At 67.5% G+C, this 20812-nt stretch carries 26 protein-coding genes; 16 read left to right on the forward strand and 10 right to left on the reverse strand.

Translation table 11 applies throughout. From position 1 onward, the window contains the following. Position 1: 1 nt before the first annotated feature. Positions 2 to 1273, reverse strand: a complete 1272-nt coding sequence (locus NOW55_RS19025; RefSeq protein WP_256401703.1) for an MFS transporter — start codon at positions 1271 to 1273, stop codon at positions 2 to 4. Positions 1274 to 1894: 621 nt separating this feature from the next. On the opposite strand from NOW55_RS19025, the gene NOW55_RS19030 reads away from it, so the two are divergent. From NOW55_RS19030 to NOW55_RS19045, 4 genes are all read left to right on the forward strand, one after another. Further along, positions 1895 to 2581: a helix-turn-helix domain-containing protein gene (locus tag NOW55_RS19030; protein WP_256401704.1), complete on the forward strand. Its 687-nt coding sequence runs from the start codon at positions 1895 to 1897 to the stop codon at positions 2579 to 2581. Between the two features lie 79 nt (positions 2582 to 2660). Next, positions 2661 to 3470: an alpha/beta fold hydrolase gene (locus NOW55_RS19035; protein WP_256401705.1), complete on the forward strand. Its 810-nt coding sequence runs from the start codon at positions 2661 to 2663 to the stop codon at positions 3468 to 3470. A 162-nt stretch (positions 3471 to 3632) separates the two neighbouring features. Continuing rightward, complete coding sequence (locus tag NOW55_RS19040; RefSeq protein ID WP_256401706.1) at positions 3633 to 4271, forward strand: DUF998 domain-containing protein; 639 nt, start codon at positions 3633 to 3635, stop codon at positions 4269 to 4271. Positions 4272 to 4371: 100 nt separating this feature from the next. Next, complete coding sequence (locus NOW55_RS19045) at positions 4372 to 4593, forward strand: hypothetical protein (RefSeq protein WP_256401707.1); 222 nt, start codon at positions 4372 to 4374, stop codon at positions 4591 to 4593. A gap of 4 nt (positions 4594 to 4597) precedes the next feature. Here NOW55_RS19045 and NOW55_RS19050 read toward each other — a convergent pair whose 3' ends face one another. Continuing rightward, positions 4598 to 5668, reverse strand: a complete 1071-nt coding sequence (locus tag NOW55_RS19050; protein WP_256401708.1) for a hemolysin family protein — start codon at positions 5666 to 5668, stop codon at positions 4598 to 4600. Between the two features lie 139 nt (positions 5669 to 5807). On the opposite strand from NOW55_RS19050, the gene NOW55_RS19055 reads away from it, so the two are divergent. Then, positions 5808 to 6254: a universal stress protein gene (locus NOW55_RS19055; RefSeq protein ID WP_256401709.1), complete on the forward strand. Its 447-nt coding sequence runs from the start codon at positions 5808 to 5810 to the stop codon at positions 6252 to 6254. A gap of 289 nt (positions 6255 to 6543) precedes the next feature. Further along, the gene (locus NOW55_RS19060) at positions 6544 to 6828 is read left to right on the forward strand and encodes a HalOD1 output domain-containing protein (protein ID WP_256401710.1); all 285 of its coding nucleotides are present in this window, start codon (positions 6544 to 6546) and stop codon (positions 6826 to 6828) included. Positions 6829 to 6907: 79 nt separating this feature from the next. On the opposite strand, the gene NOW55_RS20670 is transcribed toward NOW55_RS19060, so the two are convergent. After that, on the reverse strand, positions 6908 to 8131 hold the full coding sequence (locus NOW55_RS20670) for a PKD domain-containing protein (protein ID WP_303648826.1): 1224 nt from the start codon (positions 8129 to 8131) through the stop codon (positions 6908 to 6910). Positions 8132 to 8445: 314 nt separating this feature from the next. Here NOW55_RS20670 and NOW55_RS19070 point away from each other — a divergent pair, with 314 nt between their 5' ends. The 7 genes from NOW55_RS19070 (at position 8446) to NOW55_RS19100 (ending at position 13765) form a co-directional block, all read left to right on the forward strand. Beyond that, the gene (locus NOW55_RS19070) at positions 8446 to 8706 is read left to right on the forward strand and encodes a HalOD1 output domain-containing protein (RefSeq protein ID WP_256401711.1); all 261 of its coding nucleotides are present in this window, start codon (positions 8446 to 8448) and stop codon (positions 8704 to 8706) included. A gap of 204 nt (positions 8707 to 8910) precedes the next feature. Beyond that, positions 8911 to 9156 carry a helix-turn-helix domain-containing protein gene (locus NOW55_RS19075; RefSeq protein ID WP_256401712.1) on the forward strand — a complete coding sequence of 82 codons (246 nt, stop codon included), beginning with the start codon at positions 8911 to 8913 and terminating at the stop codon, positions 9154 to 9156. A gap of 2 nt (positions 9157 to 9158) precedes the next feature. Further along, the gene (locus tag NOW55_RS19080) at positions 9159 to 9293 is read left to right on the forward strand and encodes a DUF7563 family protein (protein WP_256401713.1); all 135 of its coding nucleotides are present in this window, start codon (positions 9159 to 9161) and stop codon (positions 9291 to 9293) included. An 83-nt stretch (positions 9294 to 9376) separates the two neighbouring features. Then, the gene (locus NOW55_RS19085) at positions 9377 to 10564 is read left to right on the forward strand and encodes a sugar phosphate nucleotidyltransferase (RefSeq protein WP_256401714.1); all 1188 of its coding nucleotides are present in this window, start codon (positions 9377 to 9379) and stop codon (positions 10562 to 10564) included. A gap of 73 nt (positions 10565 to 10637) precedes the next feature. Further along, a complete protein-coding gene (locus NOW55_RS19090) occupies positions 10638 to 11057 on the forward strand; it encodes an Hsp20/alpha crystallin family protein (protein ID WP_256401715.1) in 420 nt (139 codons plus the stop codon). A 2-nt stretch (positions 11058 to 11059) separates the two neighbouring features. Next, positions 11060 to 11479 (forward strand): universal stress protein, encoded by a 420-nt coding sequence (locus NOW55_RS19095; RefSeq protein ID WP_256401716.1) that lies wholly within the window; start codon positions 11060 to 11062, stop codon positions 11477 to 11479. Between the two features lie 111 nt (positions 11480 to 11590). Further along, positions 11591 to 13765 carry a CDC48 family AAA ATPase gene (locus NOW55_RS19100; RefSeq protein ID WP_256401717.1) on the forward strand — a complete coding sequence of 725 codons (2175 nt, stop codon included), beginning with the start codon at positions 11591 to 11593 and terminating at the stop codon, positions 13763 to 13765. Positions 13766 to 13786: 21 nt separating this feature from the next. Here the strand turns inward: NOW55_RS19100 and NOW55_RS19105 are convergent, their stop codons facing one another. Further along, positions 13787 to 14137: a DUF7344 domain-containing protein gene (locus NOW55_RS19105; RefSeq protein ID WP_256401718.1), complete on the reverse strand. Its 351-nt coding sequence runs from the start codon at positions 14135 to 14137 to the stop codon at positions 13787 to 13789. A 254-nt stretch (positions 14138 to 14391) separates the two neighbouring features. Between NOW55_RS19105 and NOW55_RS19110 the strand changes: the two genes are divergently transcribed. After that, entirely contained in the window at positions 14392 to 14631 is a 240-nt protein-coding gene (locus tag NOW55_RS19110; protein WP_497007275.1) for a DUF8593 domain-containing protein, read from the forward strand. A 69-nt stretch (positions 14632 to 14700) separates the two neighbouring features. Here the strand turns inward: NOW55_RS19110 and NOW55_RS19115 are convergent, their stop codons facing one another. Next, positions 14701 to 15453 (reverse strand): hypothetical protein, encoded by a 753-nt coding sequence (locus tag NOW55_RS19115; protein ID WP_256401720.1) that lies wholly within the window; start codon positions 15451 to 15453, stop codon positions 14701 to 14703. A gap of 195 nt (positions 15454 to 15648) precedes the next feature. On the opposite strand from NOW55_RS19115, the gene NOW55_RS19120 reads away from it, so the two are divergent. Beyond that, entirely contained in the window at positions 15649 to 16623 is a 975-nt protein-coding gene (locus NOW55_RS19120) for an AAA family ATPase (RefSeq protein WP_256401721.1), read from the forward strand. 20 nt (positions 16624 to 16643) lie between these two features. On the opposite strand, the gene NOW55_RS19125 is transcribed toward NOW55_RS19120, so the two are convergent. The 4 genes from NOW55_RS19125 to NOW55_RS19140 are packed head-to-tail and all read right to left on the reverse strand — an operon-like array spanning position 16644 to position 20126. Next, positions 16644 to 17339: a DUF7519 family protein gene (locus NOW55_RS19125; protein WP_256401722.1), complete on the reverse strand. Its 696-nt coding sequence runs from the start codon at positions 17337 to 17339 to the stop codon at positions 16644 to 16646. Continuing rightward, a complete protein-coding gene (locus NOW55_RS19130; protein WP_256401723.1) occupies positions 17336 to 18595 on the reverse strand; it encodes a DUF58 domain-containing protein in 1260 nt (419 codons plus the stop codon). Before NOW55_RS19130 ends, NOW55_RS19125 begins: the two co-directional genes overlap by 4 nt. Beyond that, positions 18592 to 19251, reverse strand: a complete 660-nt coding sequence (locus NOW55_RS19135) for a DUF7269 family protein (RefSeq protein WP_256401725.1) — start codon at positions 19249 to 19251, stop codon at positions 18592 to 18594. The genes NOW55_RS19130 and NOW55_RS19135 overlap by 4 nt, the downstream gene beginning before the upstream one ends. Continuing rightward, complete coding sequence (locus tag NOW55_RS19140; protein ID WP_256401726.1) at positions 19248 to 20126, reverse strand: DUF4129 domain-containing protein; 879 nt, start codon at positions 20124 to 20126, stop codon at positions 19248 to 19250. The genes NOW55_RS19135 and NOW55_RS19140 overlap by 4 nt, the downstream gene beginning before the upstream one ends. Before the next feature lie 246 nt (positions 20127 to 20372). Between NOW55_RS19140 and NOW55_RS19145 the strand changes: the two genes are divergently transcribed. Further along, positions 20373 to 20495, forward strand: a complete 123-nt coding sequence (locus NOW55_RS19145) for a hypothetical protein (protein WP_256401727.1) — start codon at positions 20373 to 20375, stop codon at positions 20493 to 20495. Between the two features lies 1 nt (position 20496). On the opposite strand, the gene NOW55_RS19150 is transcribed toward NOW55_RS19145, so the two are convergent. Then, positions 20497 to 20775, reverse strand: a complete 279-nt coding sequence (locus tag NOW55_RS19150; protein ID WP_256301069.1) for a winged helix-turn-helix domain-containing protein — start codon at positions 20773 to 20775, stop codon at positions 20497 to 20499. Between the last annotated feature and the right edge of the window lie 37 nt (positions 20776 to 20812).

The following is a 20812-nucleotide window of genomic DNA, read 5'->3' on the forward strand; positions in this document are numbered from 1 at the left end:
GTCAGCGGGACGAGCGCCGGAGCCACAGGGCACAGCAGAGGCCGATCAGCCCGCTGAGTGCGGCGATGCCGAACGCGACCCGGTAGCCGACCAGCGTGTAGATGCGACTCCCCGCAACCGTCTCACCCGTCCAGAACGCGTCGAGTGCGACACCCATCACCCCGGGGATGACAGCCGCCCCGAAGAAGCCCATCCCGTTTATCGCGCCCGTCGCCGTCCCGCTCGTCGCCCCCGAGTGACGCTCCTTGATAATCGTGAACGAGAGCAGGAAGCCGCCGTGGAGGAACATGACACCGAAGAACGCGACCGCGACGTAGACGAGCGGCGGCGTCCCGAGGAGTGAGATCCCCGCGAAAAGCCCGGTGTACACGGTGGCGGTCACGACCGTGATGGAGGTGCGCCGGCCGAGTCGGTCGGATATCCAGCCAACCCCGGTCGAGCCGAACAGCAGTCCGAGGTTACCCGCGAGCGGGAACAGCGACGCAGTCGCCACCGAAAGGTCGTACGCGTGGACCATGTACGGCACGCCCCAGAGCCCCATGACCGTGTAGTTCGTCCCGACGGCGAAGAACATCATGACGCCGAGCACCCAGGTCGTGCGCTCCGCGAACACCGTCTTTGCGTTCCCGACCACCTGACGGACCGTGAGGTCAGGGGCGGCGACCGATGAGGAGACCGGCTCGTAGCCGGCATCGTCAGGGCTGTCTCGAACGAAGACGAGGACGCCAAGCGTCGTCACGAGCCCGACAGCTCCAAGGAACAGGTAGGTGTCCCGCCAGCCGTAGGCCCCGACAGCGAGGGCGAGTGGCGTGGTCGCGACCAGTCCGCCGAGTGCGGATGCCGACAGTGTGACCCCGGTCATCGTCGCAAACTCGTTCGCCCGGAACCAGTTCGCGCAGTACCGGAGGATACCGATGTAGACGACGCTCCCCCCGAAGCCGACGAGGGCCCGACTCAGCAGACCGAGGAGGTAGGAGTCGCTGCTGGCGAAGGCGACCGCACCGACGGCCATCACGACCGAGCCCAGCACGGTGACCCGCCGGGTGCCCCGCTGGTCGACGAGGACCCCAGCCACGAGCTGCATCGGGGCGTAGATGTAGAAGAAGGAGGCGTGGAGCAGCCCGAGTTCGGCCCCCGTCGTGTCGAACGCACTCGCCAGTGAGCCCGTCAGGACGCCCGTCGAGACACGGTGGAAGTTCACGAGGATGAACACCGACGACAGGACCGCCCAACCGAGCAGTCGTCGTCGCTTGAACTCCCGCGACAGCCCCATGTTCGGAACTCAGGAGACATGGAGATAAAGATGCTGGCGCAGCGAGTCAGGACGAACGACGGTGCTGGCCCGCCAGGGGCGACGGGTACACCAGTATCAGATGTTAGTATATTGGGCAGAGTTATAAGGTAGCATGTAACAATTTGCGGGCCGTCGTTCAGCTGGTTGCACGAGGTTCCGCCCGGAAGATCTCGGAGGCGGAGCTGCGATGGGGAGACACCCTGTCGATTCCAGTGGTCGATGAGTGGATATCGAACTCGAACGGACCACTCAGGCCCAGAATCCCGGATAGTTCGGGCGAAACCCCGGTAGAGGAACCTTCTTCCGACCCAGTGGACGCTGGTCGACAGGCCGGTCCGGGCGGTCCCGGAACCGAACACGTTCGCCGCAGGAACGAACCTATCTCTATCGATACATAACAATTTGATAAATATACAATTCTACGGGTAGTTCGTTCATGGCTCGGGCGACAGTGCGAGACACGGGACCCCGGATGCCCTCGCACTCTCGAATCTTCACGACGCCGACGGCCGTGCAGGTCGAGGCGCACCCACCCCACGACGGCGTGACTGACGATCGAATTTCGACGTGCAGATACGGGGGCAGCGACGCTGTTGGCCCATGGGACTGCTCGCCGAGTTCGAGATCGACTGCGAGGTCTTACCGTTCGTCGCGGTCCTCGAAACCGTTCCGGATGCGACCATCGAGGTTGAGATGCAGTTGAACCACGGCGACACGCCGCTGTTCTTCGCATACGTGACCGCTGACGAACAGGATGCGGTGGAGCGAGCGTTCGACGCTGTCTCGTTCGTCGGCGAGTACACCCTCATCGGTGAGGCGGGAGGGACGCGCCGGTACCAGGTCGTCCCACGCGTCAGCATGGAAGCACACATGGGTGGCGTCGTGGACGACCTCGGCGGGTTGCGCGCACTCGCCGGAGCCGAGGCAATCATCGACCACATCGAGGTGACCCGGACGGGCTGGGTTCAGGCGGGCTGGTTCGCTGATCACGACGCACTCGACGAGTTCCGCACCTTCTGGCAGGCGAACGGCGGGTTCACGCTCCGGCGGCTCACGCGGTCTGGCGAGCCCGAACCACCGGGTGACGGGCTGACGGACCCGCAGCGAGAGGCACTCCGGACGGCGTACGAGCTCGGATACTTCGAGGTGCCGCGCCGCGCGTCACTGGAGCGGGTCGCAGACGAGCTCGACATCGGTGCGTCGGCCGCCTCGGAGCGCATCCGTCGCGCCCAGACCCACCTCGTCGAGACCACAGTCGCGTCGACGTGGCCACCACTCCCGGAGTGAGGAGATCCCCGGGTACTTGAAACACCGGACAGTTGCGAGTCACACTGAGGGCGGAGCCCGCCGACCATTCGGGTAAAGTATGAAGCGCGTAACGTCAGCAGACGGGACACGCATCGTCTACGACCGACACGGGGAGGGCCCCCCGATGGTGCTCCTCCACGGTGACGCGACGGGGAAGGAGTACTGGAAGCCCGTTACTCCCCTGCTCTCCGGGGAGTACACACTCACGATCTCCGACCGACGCGGTCGAGGGCGGAGCGGCGACACAGAGCCGTACAGCCTCCAGCGAGAGATCGAGGACGCCCGGGCGGTCATCGACTCGGTCGACGGCGAACCGGTCGTATTCGGTCACTCGTTCGGCGGCCTCCAGGCCATCGAGGCGGCCCGAGACCGAGCCGTTCGGGCAGTCGTAGCGTACGAGCCCGCAATCCTCGTCGGCGAGTACCGCGAGCAGGCAGACCTCGCAGCACGGATGCAGGAACGACTCGACGCCGGGGACCCCGAGGGCGCGATGAAGCGCCACGTGAAGGAGGTCATCCACGGCGGCGAGCTCGAAGGTGCGGCGCTCGACGAGTGGCTGGAGGAGTGGCCGGTCTGGCCGGAGTACGTCACGTTCGTCGAGGACTCGGTGCGGATGAACCGGGCACTCGAGAGCTACGAACTCCCGGAACGGATCGACCTCGAAGCGCCCACGCTGCTCCTGACCGGGACCGAGGCACCGTCGCACCTCCGCGACGGGGTCCGGGCGGCACACGAGTCGCTCGTGGACAGTCGGCTGGTCGAGTTCGACGGCCTCAGCCATATGGGACCGAACGAGGCCCCCGAGCAGGTCGTCGAGACGGTCCGGTCGTTCCTCGCAGCCACCGACGCCGAGGCGACGACCGACTGAGCGGGTTCGACGGCTCCGTCTCGGGGGAGGTGCGCACCCGGCGGGTGACGTTCGCGTCGGGGGACGGGTCCGACGGGGACGGCGGCGAGTGACTCTCTCCGGGTGAGAATCGCGGGCCTGCTATATCTCCGCTGGGAGCGTACTAGAGGACGGTGACCAGCGATGACCAGAACGACCACCTACACCGAACCCACTGCGAACCGCTCGCTCACGGAGTACGACGACCGCACCGTCGCGGGCCTGCTGCTGTTCGTACTGGGTGCCGGGTTCATGACCGCACTCATGCTCGCCGCGGCCCTCGTCCCGGGCTACGACTTCCGTGGCGGAGTCATCAGCGACCTCGGCGTGTTCAGCGAGTCCGCACTGCTGTTCAACGGCGGCCTCCTCGTGGTCGGCGTGTTGAACCTCGCTGGCGGCTATCTGCTGTACCGTCGCCACGGCAAGACCTGGCTGCTCGCCATCTACGCCCTCGCGAGCGTCGGCGCCGTCGGCACGGGGCTGTTCCCGCTCAACACCGGTGACGCGCACTCGCTGTTCGCGCTCCTGGCCTTCCTGTTCTTCAACCTGGAGGCGATCGGGACCGCGACCCTGCTCCGCGGCGCGATGCGCGCGCTCTCCGTCCTCGCGGGCGTCCTGGGCATCGTCTTCCTCGTCCTCATGGCGGTCGGGGACGGTGGAAACACCGCCGCCTTCGGCCCCATCGGCCACGGTGGCACCGAGCGCATGATCGTCTACCCAGTGATGCTCTGGCTGGTCGCCTTCGGCGGCTCCCTGCTCGGGGGCGGCGCAGTCGGGGAGTAACCGCGGCTTACTGCGCGGAAAGACGTTCGTTCTCCGACCGAAATCTGGGAACCGGATGGCTCCGTAGCAAGTCGTCAGATGACGGACCCCGTCGGCCTGGATGGACGCGACGAACCGGCACGGTACGGCGAGGACCACTCGGAGCTACTACACCGTCGAGTTCACCAGCGAGGACTGCACGTACGTCGGCTTCGCGGTCGACAAGACCGTGAACTCGGAGTACGCCGACCGGGACGTGGTCGCGGCCTATCGCGTCCCCGAAGGCACGGTGGAACTGGAGGACCTGATGGGTGCCTATCGGCGACGCCACCCGTCTCGGTAGCCGGTCAGGCCCCGGTTCTCGTGCCCAACTCCACGTCGAGCGGGTCCTCTATCTCCCCCATCACCGCCTCCAGCGCGTCGGTGGCGGTGATGAGCCCGACCGTCGTGCCGTCCTCGACCACGAGCGCCAGCTCCTGGTGCTCGCGCTGGAAGGTGTCTACCGCGTCGCTGATCTTCGTCCCCGCGTCGATGACCAGCGGCTCGGCGGCCACGTCCTCCCAGCTCGCAGTCCCCGCCCGGAGGTCGTCGATGTGGTCGACGACCGCGGGGACGTAGACGATGCCGAGGAACTCGTCGGGGCCGTCACCGACGAGCGGGAACCGGGTGTGGGGGCTCGACCCGATCCGGCCGAGGTTCTCCTCGACGGTGGCGGTCCGCGAGAGGAACACGACCTCGTCCACGTCGGTCATCACCTCCCGGACCGACCGGCCACCGACGGTGAAGGCGTTGAGTATCTCCTGCTTGCGCTCGTCGCTGAGCCCGCCACGGTCCAGCAGCGAGCCGAGACGGTTCCGCAGTTCCGCGCGCGACTCCACCCGGTCGGACTCGGTCTCCAGCCACGCGCCGGTCATCTCGACGCCGAACAGACCGAGCGTCCACTTCGCGACACCGTCACCGACGTAGATGGCGGGCGAGACGAGCGTGGCGAACCAGTACAGTGGTCTCGCCCCGTACCGCGCCACGAACTTCGTCCGCTCGACGCCGAGGTAGGTCGGTGTCTGCTCGCCGTGGGTCAGGTGGAGCAGGTTGATGATGAGGAACGCGAGTGCGCCACCCGCACCGACCGAAGCCAGCGCGGTGTTCTCGAGGAACGGCTCGAAGAGGGCCGCGAGTGCGGGCTCGGCGACGATGCCGACCGCGATGCTCGACGCCGTGATACCGACCTGACAGCTCGTCAGGTAGATCTCCAGGTCGTTCGTCATCTCCCACGCACGGCGGAGTCCGGGGGTGTCGAACTCCGATTCGGGGTACTGTCGGACCCTCGTGAGCGCGAACTCGATAGCGACGAAGAAGCCGTTCGCGAGGATGAGCAGCAGGCCGGCGACGAGACGGCCCACCAGCTCGAACTCGTTCATGGTCGACGCTTCTCGTGCGGCCATCAAGGTTCTGCTGACAGTTCCCAGGTTCTGGGGTCGACGCGGGAACGGGTGGCGGGCTCCCAGCAGTCGGGAATCGACCGAAGTGGCTTATTTCCACGACACCTACATCCACACGATGTACGACAGAATCCTTCTTCCGACGGACGGTGACACCAGCACGACGGACGCCACCCGTCACGCCATCGACCTCGCTGCGGCCACCGGCGCGACGCTCTCGGTGCTGTACGTCGTCGACGAGGACATCTACGGTGCCTATCCGGGTGACGAGTACGTCCACGACCACGAGGGAGCCGAGGCCGGACTCGAGGAGGCCGGGCAGGCCGAACTCGACGCTGTTCGAGAGCGGGCCGAGGACGTCGGCGTGGCAGTCGAGACGGCGATGCGCTACGGCCACCCGCACGAGGAGATCCTGGACTTCGTCGCCGAGAGCGGAACCGACCTCGTGGTGATGGGGACGAAATCCCGTTCCGGCGAGTACCGACAGCTGCTCGGCAGCGTCACCGACCGCGTCGTCCGTCTCTCCGACGTGCCGGTGACCGTCGTCAAGACCGAGGCCGAGTAAACCCCGTCGAGAGGTCGGGTGACCCCTGTCGACGGTTCGGGTGGCGCAGCAGTCGGAGACCGGTCGTCCTGCGAACTGATTTTCTAGAGGCCTCGGGACCGATGACAAAACGATTATTACGAACCATCTCGAATCGAGATGCACCCCTTGGGGACGTTCGTATCCGTCGCTCGCTCCGGCAGCGACCCGGGCACAGTCCGCTGCCGAACGTGTGCGGAACTCTGGGCGGTGTTGCCGCCCCACGAACGCTCGCATGACACGGGGAGCATGGGGAAATAGGTGTCAGCTAATGCAAGACGATAGCCAAACGAACACGGGCAATACCGAACGCCAGCAGTACGATTTCGAGGGGACCAATCCTGCAGTGGCAGTCATCCAGACACTGGCCGACGCGACGGGCGAGGAGCCGACCGAACTGGAGTCGCTGTTCGACCACATCGATCCGGACGCCCTGAACACACTTCTGCTATCGAGCAACGGCTCGGGGCCAGTCACGACGGTCTCGTTCACCGTCGCGGACCGACGCGTGAAGGTCGGATGCGACGGCTTCGTCGTCGTCACGGAGACGGATTGAGAACGGTGTCCAGGTACCAGTGCGGGCTGCGTCCGGGAGCGGCCGCGCTACCGGGACGGAAGCGCCAGTACGGACCCGGCTAGCGGCCCGTCCGTCGGGCAGCCGCGACCAGTGCCACCGCGAGCACTGCGACCAGACCGAGGAGTACACCGAAGCCCGGCGAGCCGCCGTTTCCGTCAGTCGGGGTGGCGGTCGGTGCCGCGGTGGTCGAGGCGGGTCCGTCCGTCCCGGGCCCCGAGGTCTGCGTCGACGTTGGCGTCGGAGTGGCCGTCGCCGTGGGCGTCGGAGTCTCCGTGTTCGGGGAGGAGCCGGCGACCATGCTCTCGTTCACGACCACGAGATCGCTGACGGTCGTGGTCGAACCATCCTCGGCGAACGCGGTGACCGTGACACTCCGGAGGCCGGTCTGTTCGAACTCGTGGACGACGGTATCGGACATGGTCCGCTGGTCCGTCTGCCCGTCGCCGTTCCAGTCCCACTCGTACGCGGTGACGGAGCCGTTCGCGTGGCTCGCGTCGACCTGGAACTCCATCGCACCGCCGTTCTGGACGACCGTCCGGTCCATGGTGGCCATGGGTGAGACACCGTCCGGACAGCCACCGGCGCGCACGCGGACGTCGTTGTTCATACTGAGCTGCTGGACGCCGCCGTCGGCGGAGCGCAGGTACCAGGTCTCGGTCCGGTTCTCGCCGCGCGCCCAGCTCCAGCTCTCCCACTTGTCGGCAGCCTCGTTGAAACCGGGGTCGATGGTCAACCAGGAGCCGTTCGTGGCAGCTATCCCCCGGAAGGCTGCGCCGTCGTTGCGCTCGCCCGACCACTTCCAGTCGATGCTGGCCTCGGTGCCGTTCGCGAAGTAGTCGAAGTTGTCCTCGCTGCCCGGGTACCCGTCGTCCTCGACCGCCCACTCACCGCTCTGGGGCAGCCCGTAGATGTCGAACGTGATGGTACCGCCGTGGGCACCACCGATCCTGTCGTGGACCATGACCATGCTCGTTCCCTGGCTCCCCTCGTAGAACGCCAGAAGGGAGTCCTGGTTGTCCTGCATCGACCGGGTGCCGTAGGAGCCCCACTCGTCGCCGGGTGGGGTCGTGTTCGGGGTGCGGTAGTCGTAGAACTCGGACACTGTGGAACTGCCGTCACCGTAGGTCGAGACCTCCCAGCACTGGTCGCCCTGCGCGACCGCGACGGTCTCGCCGGGGGGTGCCGTGGCGACGGCGGCGACTGATACGCTCGTCATGACCATCGCACAGGTGAGCGCGACGGTCACGACGAATCGGCGTTTCGTTGGATCGTTCGGGGACATTCGCCTCGCACTTTCCCGAACGAAGGGTTTGTAATCGTGCGGTTACCTCGCTCCTCGCTGAACCTGGTCGAACCGCGACCGTCCCACTCGGAGGATAGGAGTCGACTAACCCGTTGTCGGTGGGGTCTCGCGAGGGAAGTCGGATGGATGCCACATCATGGCAGAAATTCAGTAATATTCTCGTGCGGGGGAGCAGCACCCTCCTCCTGCGGTTCGGTCGCCCAACAGTGCTTTATTTATGCGGTGTGTTTACTTATCATATGCGAGGACCGGAGAATCCAGCGGATGAGCATCGAGGGGATGACGGTCCCGGAGTGATACGAACGACGTTCGACTGGTCAGAGACACCGCCAGCGATAGCGGTGGTCGAGACCATCGCGGTCGCCACCGACACCGAGATCCTCGGTGTCGAACCCCTGCTCGACCATCTGGACCCGGACGCGCTGAACACGCTCATCGCCGACGAGCAGCGGGCCGACGCCGGGACGGTCGTGGTCTTCGCGATAGCCGGTCACGAGGTGGCCGTCCACGCCGACGGACGACTCGTACTCGTGCCGCTGGACGCCGACCGCTGACCGGTTGGACCGGCTTACTTCCGCATACGTATACGGCATCCGACAGTGGTACGGCTGTTCTCCTGGGAGCCCTGGAGTCCGAGCCGAGGGATATCCAACCGTCCCTGTATCCTCCGTATACCCCATTAGGAGCCTCCTATACGACCGTCCAGCGCTCGAAACGGACTCGCGCCTTTATGGTCGTCAGCGGGAATCCAGATGCTGATGGTTCCGAGCCAGCAGCCCAAGTCAGAGGAACGCACGAAACGACTAGCACTGCCCGACCAGTTGTCGACGGCACACTCGAAGCTGGTGTACCTCACGCTCGCGCAGGAGGGCGAACACACCGTTCGCCAGCTGTCGAACCGGCTGCAACTCGGGGCGAGCGAGATATATCCGGTGCTGCGCGTGCTGCGCGAGGGGGATCTCGTCACCCGGCAGGGGAAGCACTACGCGCTGAAGGGGGCCTGACGATGCCGGTCTGTAACAACTGCGAACGGTACGTCTCCCACGACTTCGTCCGCGTCTTCGGACGGGAGGGCGAGGTCGAGCACTGCATCGACTGCGCGAGGAACGCCGACCTCCACGCCGGGGCGGCCGCGCGCTGAGTACAGCCCACCTGACCGCCGCCGCCGACCGAACCCCGGTAGGTGGTCAATAGCAATGAGACGACAGCGTCACCCCGGAGTGCATGCAGACCGTCATCCTTGCCGCCGGTGACGGGACCCGTCTCAACCCGTTGACCGACGCGACGCCGAAGCCCCTGTTGCCGGTGGGGCCCGGCTCGCTCCTCGCCGAGACCGCACGGACTGCGGTCGAGGCGGGTGCTTCGGCCCTCTACATCGCCGTGCCACCCGACTACAGACGGTTCCACGACGAGCTGGGTGACACCATCGACGGGGTGCCCGTGACGTTCGCGGTGCAGCCCAGACCAGTCGGCACGGCCGACGCCGTCCAGCGAGCCACCAAGTACTTCGACGGACCGTTCGCGGTGCTTCCGGGTGATGCCCTGCTCGACCGGGCCTCCATCCGGACGCTGTTCGAGCGTGCCCCGGCGGTCGGTGTCGACCCGGAGAGCGAGCCCGTGACCACAGCTGTCGGCGACGGCGGGCAGCCGGACGCGATGCATCGGAGTCGGGAGTGGAACCTTCCAGGACGGCCCACCGGTGCCTGTGCGCTGCCTGCGCCAGCACACGACCGCCTCGAGGTCGGAATCTGCGAGACCGGCGAGCGGGAGTTCGCAGACGTGCTGTCGCGGCTGGTCGGCGAGGTCGACATGGAGCCGGTCGAACACCGCTACGTCGTCGATGTCGACCGACCCTGGGACCTCCTCTCGGCGGCCGAGGTCGGCCTCGAGACCTGGGCTGCAGAGACCCGGGAACCGCCACACGCGGGCACCGTCAGCGAGCGAGCGCGACTGACGGGGGCGGTCCGTGTCGCCACTGGTGCCCGGGTCGGCGACGGCGTCGTCGTCGACGGGCCCGTCATCATCGACGCGGGGACGACCGTCGCACCGAACGCCATTATCCGGGGGCCGAGCTACATCGGACCGGACGTCGAGATCGGACACGCCGCCGAGGTGACCCGAAGCGTCCTCCAGCGCGGTTCGAGCGTCGGCCACGCCGCCTTCGTCGCGGACAGCATCGTCGGTGCGAACGCGAGTCTGGCGCCCGGCACGACCGTCGCGAACCGTCGCCACGACGGCGAGACCGTCGTCGCACGTGCCGGCCAGGAGCGCGTACCCACCGGACGTGCAGCGTTCGGTGCCGTCGTCGGGCCGCGCGTCAGCACCGGCATCGACACGAGCATCGACGCGGGCGTCACGCTGTCGACCGGGAGCCACACGGAGCCCGACGAGTGCGTCCTGACCGACCGGTAAGCGGCCGCATGGTCGGCAGTCGCCCCCGAATGGTACACATAACAAAACGCTCGACACTGCGTCGTACCACACTATGCGCAGGACCACCAACTCGTTGCAGGAACTGGAACAGTTCGTCGACCGGATGTGGGAGCGCCTCGAGTCACAGGGCGCGTACCGGATGGAGTCCCTCCCGGTCGATATCGCAGAGACGGATGACGCCTTCGTCGTCACCGCCGACGTTCCAGGCTGCGAACGGGACGACCTCGAGGTGCGACTGCTCGATCCGCAGACGCTCCAGATCACCATGGACCACAGCGAGCACGTCGACGAGCGAGACGACCGGTACATCCGTCAGGAGCGACGGCATCGCACCGCCAGTCGCACACTGGAGCTACCGGGCATGATCGACGAGGACGAGGTGACCGCCGAGTTCAGACACGGGGTACTCACGGTTCGGCTCCCGCGCTCCGCCGCGCACGAAACGGGAACCGACATCGAGATCTCGGAGTGACGATGTACCGACACCTTCTCCTGGCGACCGACGGCAGCGACCGGGCGGACGACGCGGTCGCCCACGGACTGGACCTGGCCGAGCGAGACGACGCGACGGTCCACGTCATCCACGTCGTCGACACGTCACGTGATGGCGAGCCGGCGCTCTCCAGCGCGGAGCTCGTGCTCGACGACCTCGAAGACGAAGGATGGGAACACGTCGACGAGATCGAGCAGCTCGCCACGGACCGTGGACTCGAGGCGGTCACGAAGCTCTGTCACGGCCGACCGCACGAAGAGATACTGCGGTACGCCGACGAGGCCGACGTGGACCTGCTCGTCCTCGGATACAGCGGCGCCACCCACACCCGGACCGACAACATCGGTCACGTCTCCGAACGGGTGGTCAAGGCGTCCAACCGACCGGTACTGCTCGTCTGAGTCGGGTTCATCCGAGCCTAGTAACCGCACGTTCTCCATAACAAAGCCCGAACCTCGCCCAGATGCTCGCGTTACGACCCCGGACCGACCCCGGGAGAGCAGGGCAGACACATGCAGCTAACCGTCAAAGAACTTCGAGACGACACCGCTCGGAAGGGCCGGGCGACTGTCGACCTCGCCGCGATGTCCCGCCTCGGCCTGATGAGCGGCGAGCACGTCGAGGTCCGCGGGCCGGACGGAGTGGTACACCCCAGGGTGTGGCCGGCTCACGTCGAGGACGAGGGGACGAAGGTGATCCACCTCGGGGCGGCACACCGCCACGCAGTCGGGGTGTCCGTCGAGGACACCGTGGAACTCCACCCGACCGACGTCGACGAGGCCGAGGCACTCCTCCTCGGTATCCCCGAGAGCTGCGACCTGACGGAGCCACTCGCACGCGCCATCAAGGACCACCTCGTCGGCTGTGTCGTCGAGACGGGCGATACGGTCGCTACACCGACTAACGGGGAGGTCGCACAGGACCGCATCCCCGTCCGTGTCGCGGGGACCCGGCCCGGGAGCCCCGTCGCTGTCGTCGACTCCACCGGGATGAAGCTCCAGACCTACTGCGACCGGACCGAGTCGGTCGACGACGGGCCGACGTACGCCGATGTCGGTGGACTCGACGAGGCGCTCCACCGAGTCCGAGAGCTCGTCGAGCTCCCCCTCCGAAACCCGTCGCCGTTCGACGAGCTGGGTGTCGACCCGCCGACCGGTGTCCTCCTGCACGGGCCGCCGGGGACCGGGAAGACGCTCATCGCCGAGGCCGTCGCGAACGAGACGGAGGCGAGCTTCGTCTCGCTCTCCGGCCCGGAGATCGTCTCACGGTACTACGGCGAGAGCGAGGAACAGCTCCGTGAAGTGTTCGAGCACGCCGCCGAGAACGCACCAAGCGTGGTGTTCATCGACGAGATCGACGCAATCGCCCCGAAGCGCGGCGAGGCCAGCGGCGACGTCGAGCGCCGGATCGTCGCCCAGCTGCTCACGCTGATGGACGGCATGGAGGCGGCCGACGACGTCGTCGTCCTCGGCGCGACCAACCGACTGAACGCCGTCGACCCGGCGCTCAGGCGTGGCGGCCGCTTCGACCGGGAGGTGGAGGTGTCGGTTCCCTCGGCCGAGGAACGCCGCGACATCCTGGAGATTCACGCTCGCGGGATGCCACTTGCCGACGACGTGGACCTCGAGCGCTACGCGGAGCGGACACACGGCTTCGTCGGCGCGGACATCGCCGCCTTCACCCGTGAAGCCGCGATGCACGCACTGGAGCGTATCGACGGCGGTCCGGGAAGCGCCCTCGGAGCGACCATCCTCGGGACGCTCGAGGTGACCGACGAGGACCTCGACGCCGCACTGGCCGCCGTGGACCCGTCGGCGCTGCGCGAGCTCTCGGTCGAGGTCCCCGACGTCAGCTGGTCCGACGTGGGCGGCCTCGACCGCGTGAAGCGCGACCTTCGGGAGGCCGTGGAGTGGCCGCTGAGACACCCGGACGTGCTCACGCGCGCCGGGATCGACGGCGGACAGGGCCTTCTGCTGTACGGCGCACCCGGCACCGGGAAGACACTGCTGGCCAGGGCGGTTGCGAGCGAGTCCGACTGCAACCTGCTGTCGGTCCGCGGCCCGGAGCTGCTCTCGAAGTGGGTCGGGGAGTCCGAGCAGCGCGTCAGGGAGCTGTTCGAGCGCGCACGGGACAACGCACCCGCCATCGTCCTCTTCGACGAAATCGACGCCATCGCGGCTCAGCGGGGCCGAGCGACGGGTTCCGGCGTCGGCGAGCGGGTCGTCGGGCAGCTACTGACCGAGCTCGACGGCGTCGAACCGCTGTCCGACGTGCTGGTCCTGGCGACCACGAACCGGCCTGACCTCGTCGACGACGCGCTGGTCAGGCCGGGGCGACTCGACCGGGAGGTCCACGTTCCCCTCCCCGACAAGGCGGCTCGGCGGGAGATCTTCGCGGTCCACGCGGCTGACTCGCCGGTCGACCCGGCCGTCGACTTCGACCGCCTCGCGGGGCGGACCGCTGGCTACGTCGGCGCAGACATCGCGGCCATCTGCCGACGAGCCGCGACGTACGCGACCCGGGAGTACCTCCACGAGGGGCGGGAGTCACTCGTGATCGACATCGGGGACTTCGAACGTGCGCTCGATGCTGTCGACCCGAGTGTACGGTCGTCCACAGTTGACCAGTACGAGACCCGGTCCCAGGAGCGACCGACCACACAGGAGGGACCGAGTGGGTTCGAGTGACCGGTCGGGAACCGCGCAGTCTCAGTCGCCCTGCCTCGTCTTCACGACGAGTTCGTGGAGAATTGCCGCCGCCCGTTTGATGTCTGCCGTGAGCTCGTCCGCAGAGCCGGCGAGAGTGACTGACTGATTCTCGGGGTCGTACTCCACCAGCCCGGCGGCTTCGAGTTTCGGCAGGTGCGTGTGGTGGAGTTCGAGCCGCGCGCGCTCGACCTGGGTCTCGTCCACGTCCGACAACAGTTCGGAGAGTTCGTCGACGGTGAGTGGCTCGCTCGCGCCTGCGAGTGTGACGAGCACCTGTCGACGGTGGCGGTCGGCGAGCAGATCGAGCAGCCGGTCATTTCCAGCTCCCTCTCGAAGGTGCGTGTCGTCCATATACCAGGACAACTGTCATGCTGGACTAAGGTTAGGAAGTTCATGTCGTGTGGGTTGCGAGAACCCGACGTGGGGTACACGGTCCGCGACACGGTCCGTCCAGAGAACGCCACCGTCTGGCGTGTAACACGCTCCTACCCGGGTAAGAACGGCCGTACCACCCTGAACCGTTCTCGGGGTTTATATTGAGTTCCGGCATTGGCACCGTTCGCGGACGAACGCCGGTCACGTGACCGGGCGTCCGCGAAGCACCCATGGTTCGAAACTTCGAATCCGGCGACCGAGGAAGCGAGGTACACTCAGCAGACGGTGACATGATCGGCACAGTCACCGCTGTGAAAGGCAACCGTCTCCACGTCAAGCCGGACACCGGTCTGACGGGCAACATCCGTCAGATGCTCGGCTGGGAGGGGGACGAGGAGGAGTACGAGCTCCGACACGACGCAGTCGACAAGATCTCGGGCAACGAGATACACCTCAAGAAGAACATCTAGGGGGGACGACGGCGACGTCCACGTCAAGGGGGACGACAGCGACGAATCTGGCCGGCGGGCGTGCCGGAATCACGATTCGTGGACCCGTTTTTCGACCGCATCCAGGTGGTCCTGACCGAGTATCGCGACGACGGAGCCCTCCGAGCGGAGCGACCGGAGTCGAGCGGCCATCGTCGCCTCCCTGAGCCGGTCCAGCTCGGCCACGTCCGGCGGGAGCTCCACCGCACTCAACAGCGAGCGACTCCGCGAGAGCTGTCTGTACTCGTCCGCCGCCTGTTCGGCCGGTGGGTCGTCCACGGAGACGTCGAACTCCGTGGGCACGTCCGGCACCAGTCTGAGGTGCGTTCGGGCGTCGAGCATGGCCGCGATACGGTACCGGAGTGCGTGCCGGAGGATCGGCGTCGCACCGGCGAGCACGCCCGCCACCCTCTCCCAGGGCGGCCGCTCCGACCGGACGTAGGCGGTGAGCTCGCGCACGAAGTGACGATTGGGTGCGTCGATGCCGACGACGCGGCTCTCCCCCCGTTCGGCAAGCGCGGCGGCCATCTCGCCGCCGTACCGCGGCGGGGAGTCGGCCCGGTCGGCGTGGCGCTCGAACAGTGGAATCCCGAGCTGTGGCAGTTCGAGTGCGAGTACCGATGGTTCGAGGCGGCGCACCGTTTCGGCAGCGCGGTGCAGGCTCGACGGGTGGTCGTGGACGACCCCGACCAGCAGGACCCAGCCATCGCCGTCGCTGGCTGGGATGTACCTGAACCAACGGTCGTGGAACCGCGGGTCGGTCTCTGATGACGGCAACGAGGGAGTCGGGTCGGACGCGAACATCGGTGAAGTGGGGTAGTTCTTTGCTACCCTTCTCTATCACGGATATGGGATGACTACGTATCAATGTGTCGTGGGGGACGGTGGCCAGTTGCAATGTTGGCAGGGTATCAGGTCGATAGCGGAGGTCGGGCGAAAACCACCGCCTACCGTGCCTAACGGTCGCATACTAAAACCGGTCCTCCGTGACCCCGGCGTATGGACATCCGAGACGCACACGGCATCGCGGAGGACGTTCTCGACGAGGTGACCGCGGCGGTCATCGCGGACCGGCAGGTGCTCCGAACCACCCTTACGGGGCTGTTCGCGCGGGGGCACGTGCTTCTGGAGGACGTCCCGGGGACCGGGAAGACGCTCACCGCGCGGAGCTTCGCGAACGCACTGGGGCTCTCGTTCAACCGCATCCAGTTCACCCCTGACCTGCTCCCCTCCGACGTGACGGGGACCTCCATCTTCAACGAGCAGGCGCGTGACTTCGAGTTCAGCGAGGGACCCATCTTCGCAAACGTCGTGCTCGCCGACGAGATCAACCGTGCCTCGCCGAAGACCCAGGCCGCCCTCCTCGAGGCGATGGACGAGAAGCAGGTCACCGTCGACGGGGAGACCCACGAGCTGCCGACGCCGTTCTTCGTCATCGCGACGCAGAACCCCGTCGAGCAGGGACAGGGGACGTTCTCGCTGCCGGAGGCCCAGAAGGACCGCTTCCTCGTCAAGCAGAGCCTCGGCTACCCCGGCAGGGAGGGCGAACTGGAGCTGCTGAACCGGCGGGAGGCGCGGTCGACGCCGCTCCCGGAGGTCGACTGCGTGGTCGACGCCGCCGACGTGCCACAGCTCCGGGAGGTGCCCGAGACCGTCCGCATCGACCCCGACCTCAAGGAGTACATCGTCGACATCGTGCACGCGACGCGGAACGACAGGCGTGTCGAGGTCGGCGTGTCGCCGCGTGGCTGTCAACGGCTCTTCGAGGCGGCCAGGGCGTACGCGGTGCTCGACGGACGGGGGTACGTCGTCCCCGACGACGTGAAGAGCCTCGGGCAGGCGGTACTCGCCCACCGCATCATGCTCACCCCTGACGCGATGGTGGACAACGTGAAGAAGCGCGACGTCGTCGAGGAGGTGTTCGAGGAGGTCGGGGTGCCGACCGTGAACCGTGCGGCGAAGACCAAGCAGTAGCCCCTTCTCAGTCGTGGTTCTCAGTCGTGGAGCGCGGCCGTCAACACGAGTACCGCGAGGACCAGCAGGACGAACGACGGCAGCGACGACTCGGGTGCCCGAACCCCGGCGACCTCCCTGCTGAGCCGGATGGCGATCCAGGCGACGACGACCGTCGCGACACCGTGCATCGCCTCGATGCTCCAGGTTCGCGCCCGACGACCGAGCTGCTTCCCGACGGAGACGGCGTTCTCGCCGAGGTCCCACGCGACGATGCAGAGCGTGCCCGCGACCACCTGCTCCGCACCGGTCGTCTCCTGGAGGACCGAGCTCGCGAGCACGGCGACGAACACCAGTCCGACGCCGACGCGCAGCGACCACCGCGAGCCCTTGCCGCGGACGGGTGCGAGCGCCAGCCCGACGAGGGCGACCCCGAAGAAGCCAGGCGCGACGTCGAGGAACGCCGGCGGCCGACCGAGCGAGGCAAGCGCGTAGCCGATGCCGGCGAGCGCGAGCGCGAGCCCGGTAGCGCCGACGGTGAACCCGGTCAGACGCCACCCGCGCCGCCAGAGCGACGCGCCGGCCGCCACGACGACGAGTCCGCCGACCTCCACGGCGAGGCCGGTCCCGACGACCGCCTCCTGGCCGACCAGCGACACTGTGTAGGCGACGACCAGCACCGCGAGCAGGCTGCTCACCCACGCCGGCCGCTTCGAGACGGTGACGGCGTCGGTCACGACAGCCACCTCGTCTGGGTCGCGGCGACCGAGCGCCCGAGCGGCACCTCGGGGTCCCACTCGACGACCGGGACGTCGCCGGCACGGAGCATCGTGACGCGGTTCGTCCGCTCGATGGCCGCGAGCTGCCGGCCGAGCGTGTCGGTCTGGACCACGTCGGGGCTGACGACGCTCACCGGGTAGCCGTAGGCGTCGAGCCGACGGACGGTCGTGACGATCCAGTCGTCACACAACGGCGAGAGCAGGATGATCTGTGCCCCGTCGGGCAACCGCTCGCGGAGCGTCTGGAACTGTCGGTCCTGGTCGTCGTCGTCCGACGGGGGCACGGGGTGGAACGCCGGATTCGTCGCGAGTGCCTGCTGGGCCCGGACGAGGTGCTCCCGACCGTTGCCGGTCGGGACCCAGCAGAGTTCCCGGCCGAAGGCCGCGACCCCGGCCTGGTTGCGGTCGCCGAGCAGCTGGACGAGCAGCTGTTCGGCGGCGGAGACACAGAGCCCGACGGCGTGGATGTCGTCGGTCGTGGCGTGGTACGCACTCGAGCGGGCGTCGACCAGCACGACGACGTTCACCGAACGCTCGGTCCGGAACTCGATTGTCGCCAGCTCGTTCGTCCGCGCGTAGCGCTTCCAGTCGACCCGGTTCTTCGCGTCGCCGTGTTTGTACTCGCGGGTCCGGTCGAACTCGATGCCCTGACCGACCTGCGCCGAGAGCACGCGCCCGACGTAGTCGAGCGTCTGGGGACGTAGTGGCGAGGAGTCCAGGTCCGTGGTGCAGTCGATCTCGGTCTCGCCCACCACCGTCGTCTCCAGCTCGTGCTCGCCGCTGAGGTCCCTGACGACGGCCGTCGCCGGCTGGAACCGGTGCTTGCCCCGCTTGGCCTCGACGGTGTAGGAGTACGTCGTCTCGGCCCCGGGGCGCAACACCGCACCACGCCGTGGCGAGTCCGCGACGACCGAGAGTGCCGGCGGGACGCCGTCGACGAACCGGAGGTCGAACAGCGGCCGGTCGCCCTCGTTCCGGATCGTCGTCTCCACCTCGACGTACTCGCCGTTCTTCGGCGTGGTCTCGCTGAGCTGCCGCGAGACGGTCAGCTCGGGTTCCCACGCGGGGCTCACCTCCGGGTAGACCGCGTAGACGACGCCGACGGCCGCGAGGACGAGCAGCGACGGCCGATTCGCCGCCAGCCCGACGACGAGCGCGAGCGCGGAGAACACGAGGACGCCGCGCCAGCGGTTCGTGTCCTCGAACCGGCTCACGAACGGCTCACCCCGGACTGCCGCCGGTCCGCGGGGCCGGAGTCGGCCGGCCTCGCGGCGGTCGGACCGACCTCCTCGCTGGCGTCGACGAGCGCGCGGGCGGTCCGGTGGGCTCCGACCTGGACCCACGGCCGGAGCCGGAGCCACGACCGGAGTATCGCGCTCGCCCGCGCTCGCCTGCTCGGTCGGTCCGCAAGGAACAGCGCCGCGTCGCGGTCGTCCGTCCAGTCTCCGGTCGCGACGCGCAGCTCCGCCTCGGTCCGGCTGCAGTTCTCCGACCGCATCAGCCAGTGGACCACGTCGCTGTGCAGGCGCTCGCGGATGCCGGCCCGGTCCGTCCCGCCGACGAGGGGCAGCAGCGCGAGACGGCTCCCCATCGCGTCGTCGAAATCGTCCCCGGGAACCGGCAGTGAGATGGCCCGCTCCGGGTCGGGCGTAGTCACCTCGTCGACGTTGCCGGGGCGTCCCGAGAGGACGAGCAGGAGGGCGAGCGCGAAGCCCGTGGCCGCGACCGCGGCGACGACCAGATAGTCGTTGCCGAGCAACTCGACGGCCGCGTCGACCGGGAGCAGGCTCGCGATGTTCCCGCCCGTAAGCAGGAAGCCAGCGATGGCAGCGATGCCGACTAGTCCGAGGCCCGCCCGGCGGAGCTTCATGTCACACCACCGTACTGGCGCTTGAACTCCTCGACCGTCTCACGAGCCCGGCGGGACCGTTCCTCGGTGACCGGCTGGCCCGCGTAGCGGACCTGCTCGTAGAGGTCGGTGAGCGTCCGGGCTAGCGACGGGTCGGCCCCGGCGGCTCGGGCGGCCTCCTCGCACTCGCGCGGTGTCTTCGAGACGTCCTGGTCGAGACCGAGCGTGCGTACCATCTCGTACCAGGCCGCGCTCACCTCGTCCTCCGGGTCGGCGACGTAGGTGACCGACTGGGACTGCGTCGCGCGTTCGGCGTCGCGACCATCGAAGAGGCCGGTGAGCCGGTGACGGAACACGTACAGCAGGGCGAGTGCACCGAGGAGCAGCACGAACGGCAGGAGCTGCCCGAGGAGGGCGAGGAGCCGGTCGAGCAGTGAGCGTTCTGGCTCGGTCGGCGTCGACCCCTGACCCTGCTCGTCACCGGGTGCCTCCTGGTCGCCGTCGACGTCCGGATTCGCGCCCGCCTCATCCTGCGGTTCGCCCCCCATGTCCCGGGGGATCTCACGGCGCTCGTCGCCCTCACCGTCGTCGAGTTGCTGGCCCCCACCCGGACCGCTTCTTTCAGGTTCCACCGACTCCGACTCGCCCTCATCCTCCGGGACGACCCGCTGACCGCTGGTACCGGGTTCGGTGCTCGGTCCCCCCTCGTCCTCGCCGGTCACCGCGTCGCGCAGCTCGCCCGCGTCGTCCTCGCTGAACGGTAGCGACGAGTAGTCGACGTCGATGACCTCGTCGGGCTCCGTCGTCACTGCGTCGCCGAGCGCGTTCGAACTCGCTCCGAGTGCGAACAGCAGACATATCGCGAGCCCGACGCTCAGTACGTTTCCTCGTTCCATGCTGGAACTGTCTCGTCTCCCGACTCGGACGTGGCTCTGTTAACTATGCAGTACATAGTCGATGTAAGCGGTCTCTGACGCCACAGCGGCCGTGCTGAGGGCGCTCTAAGCGGCACCTTCCCGCCGGGTTCGGCATCCCCTGTGGCGCAGTAGCTCACAGCCTTCGGCCCGGTAGCACTGTGCTGCCATATCGCACGGGTTCGTACGTCCACTATTACTATTCCCCGCTCCGCGGTCCCATCGAGTATGTCCGGACGACTGTCCGAGGACGACTGGAGGAGAATCGAACGCTTCGCAAAAACCCCGGCATACAAACGACAGCCCGAACAGTTACTGCCCGAAGGCGAGGAGGAAGCCGACGCCGAGTAACTCACTCGACGAGGTTCTGTGCCTCGATCTGCTCCCAGATACGCTCCCCTTTCTCAGTGATTCCGTAGACGCGACCCTTGCGTCGGTTCTCGGGGACCAACAGCTCCACGAGGTCACGGTCGCGCAGCTCGTTCAGTGCCCGCGAGACATGCGTGATGGCGACGTCCCACTCACCCGCGATCTGTGAGGGCGTCGCCGGCCCCTCGTCGAGCCGCCGAAGCACCGTCACGCGGTAGTTCGAACTGATGACGAAGCCGATGTCGTTCCACTCGTCGCTCACGCCGACCACCTCGTAGTGCTCGGATAACAAAGCGCCG

The sequence above is a fragment of the Haloarchaeobius litoreus genome (assembly GCF_024495425.1).
Lineage (GTDB): Archaea > Halobacteriota > Halobacteria > Halobacteriales > Natrialbaceae > Haloarchaeobius > Haloarchaeobius litoreus.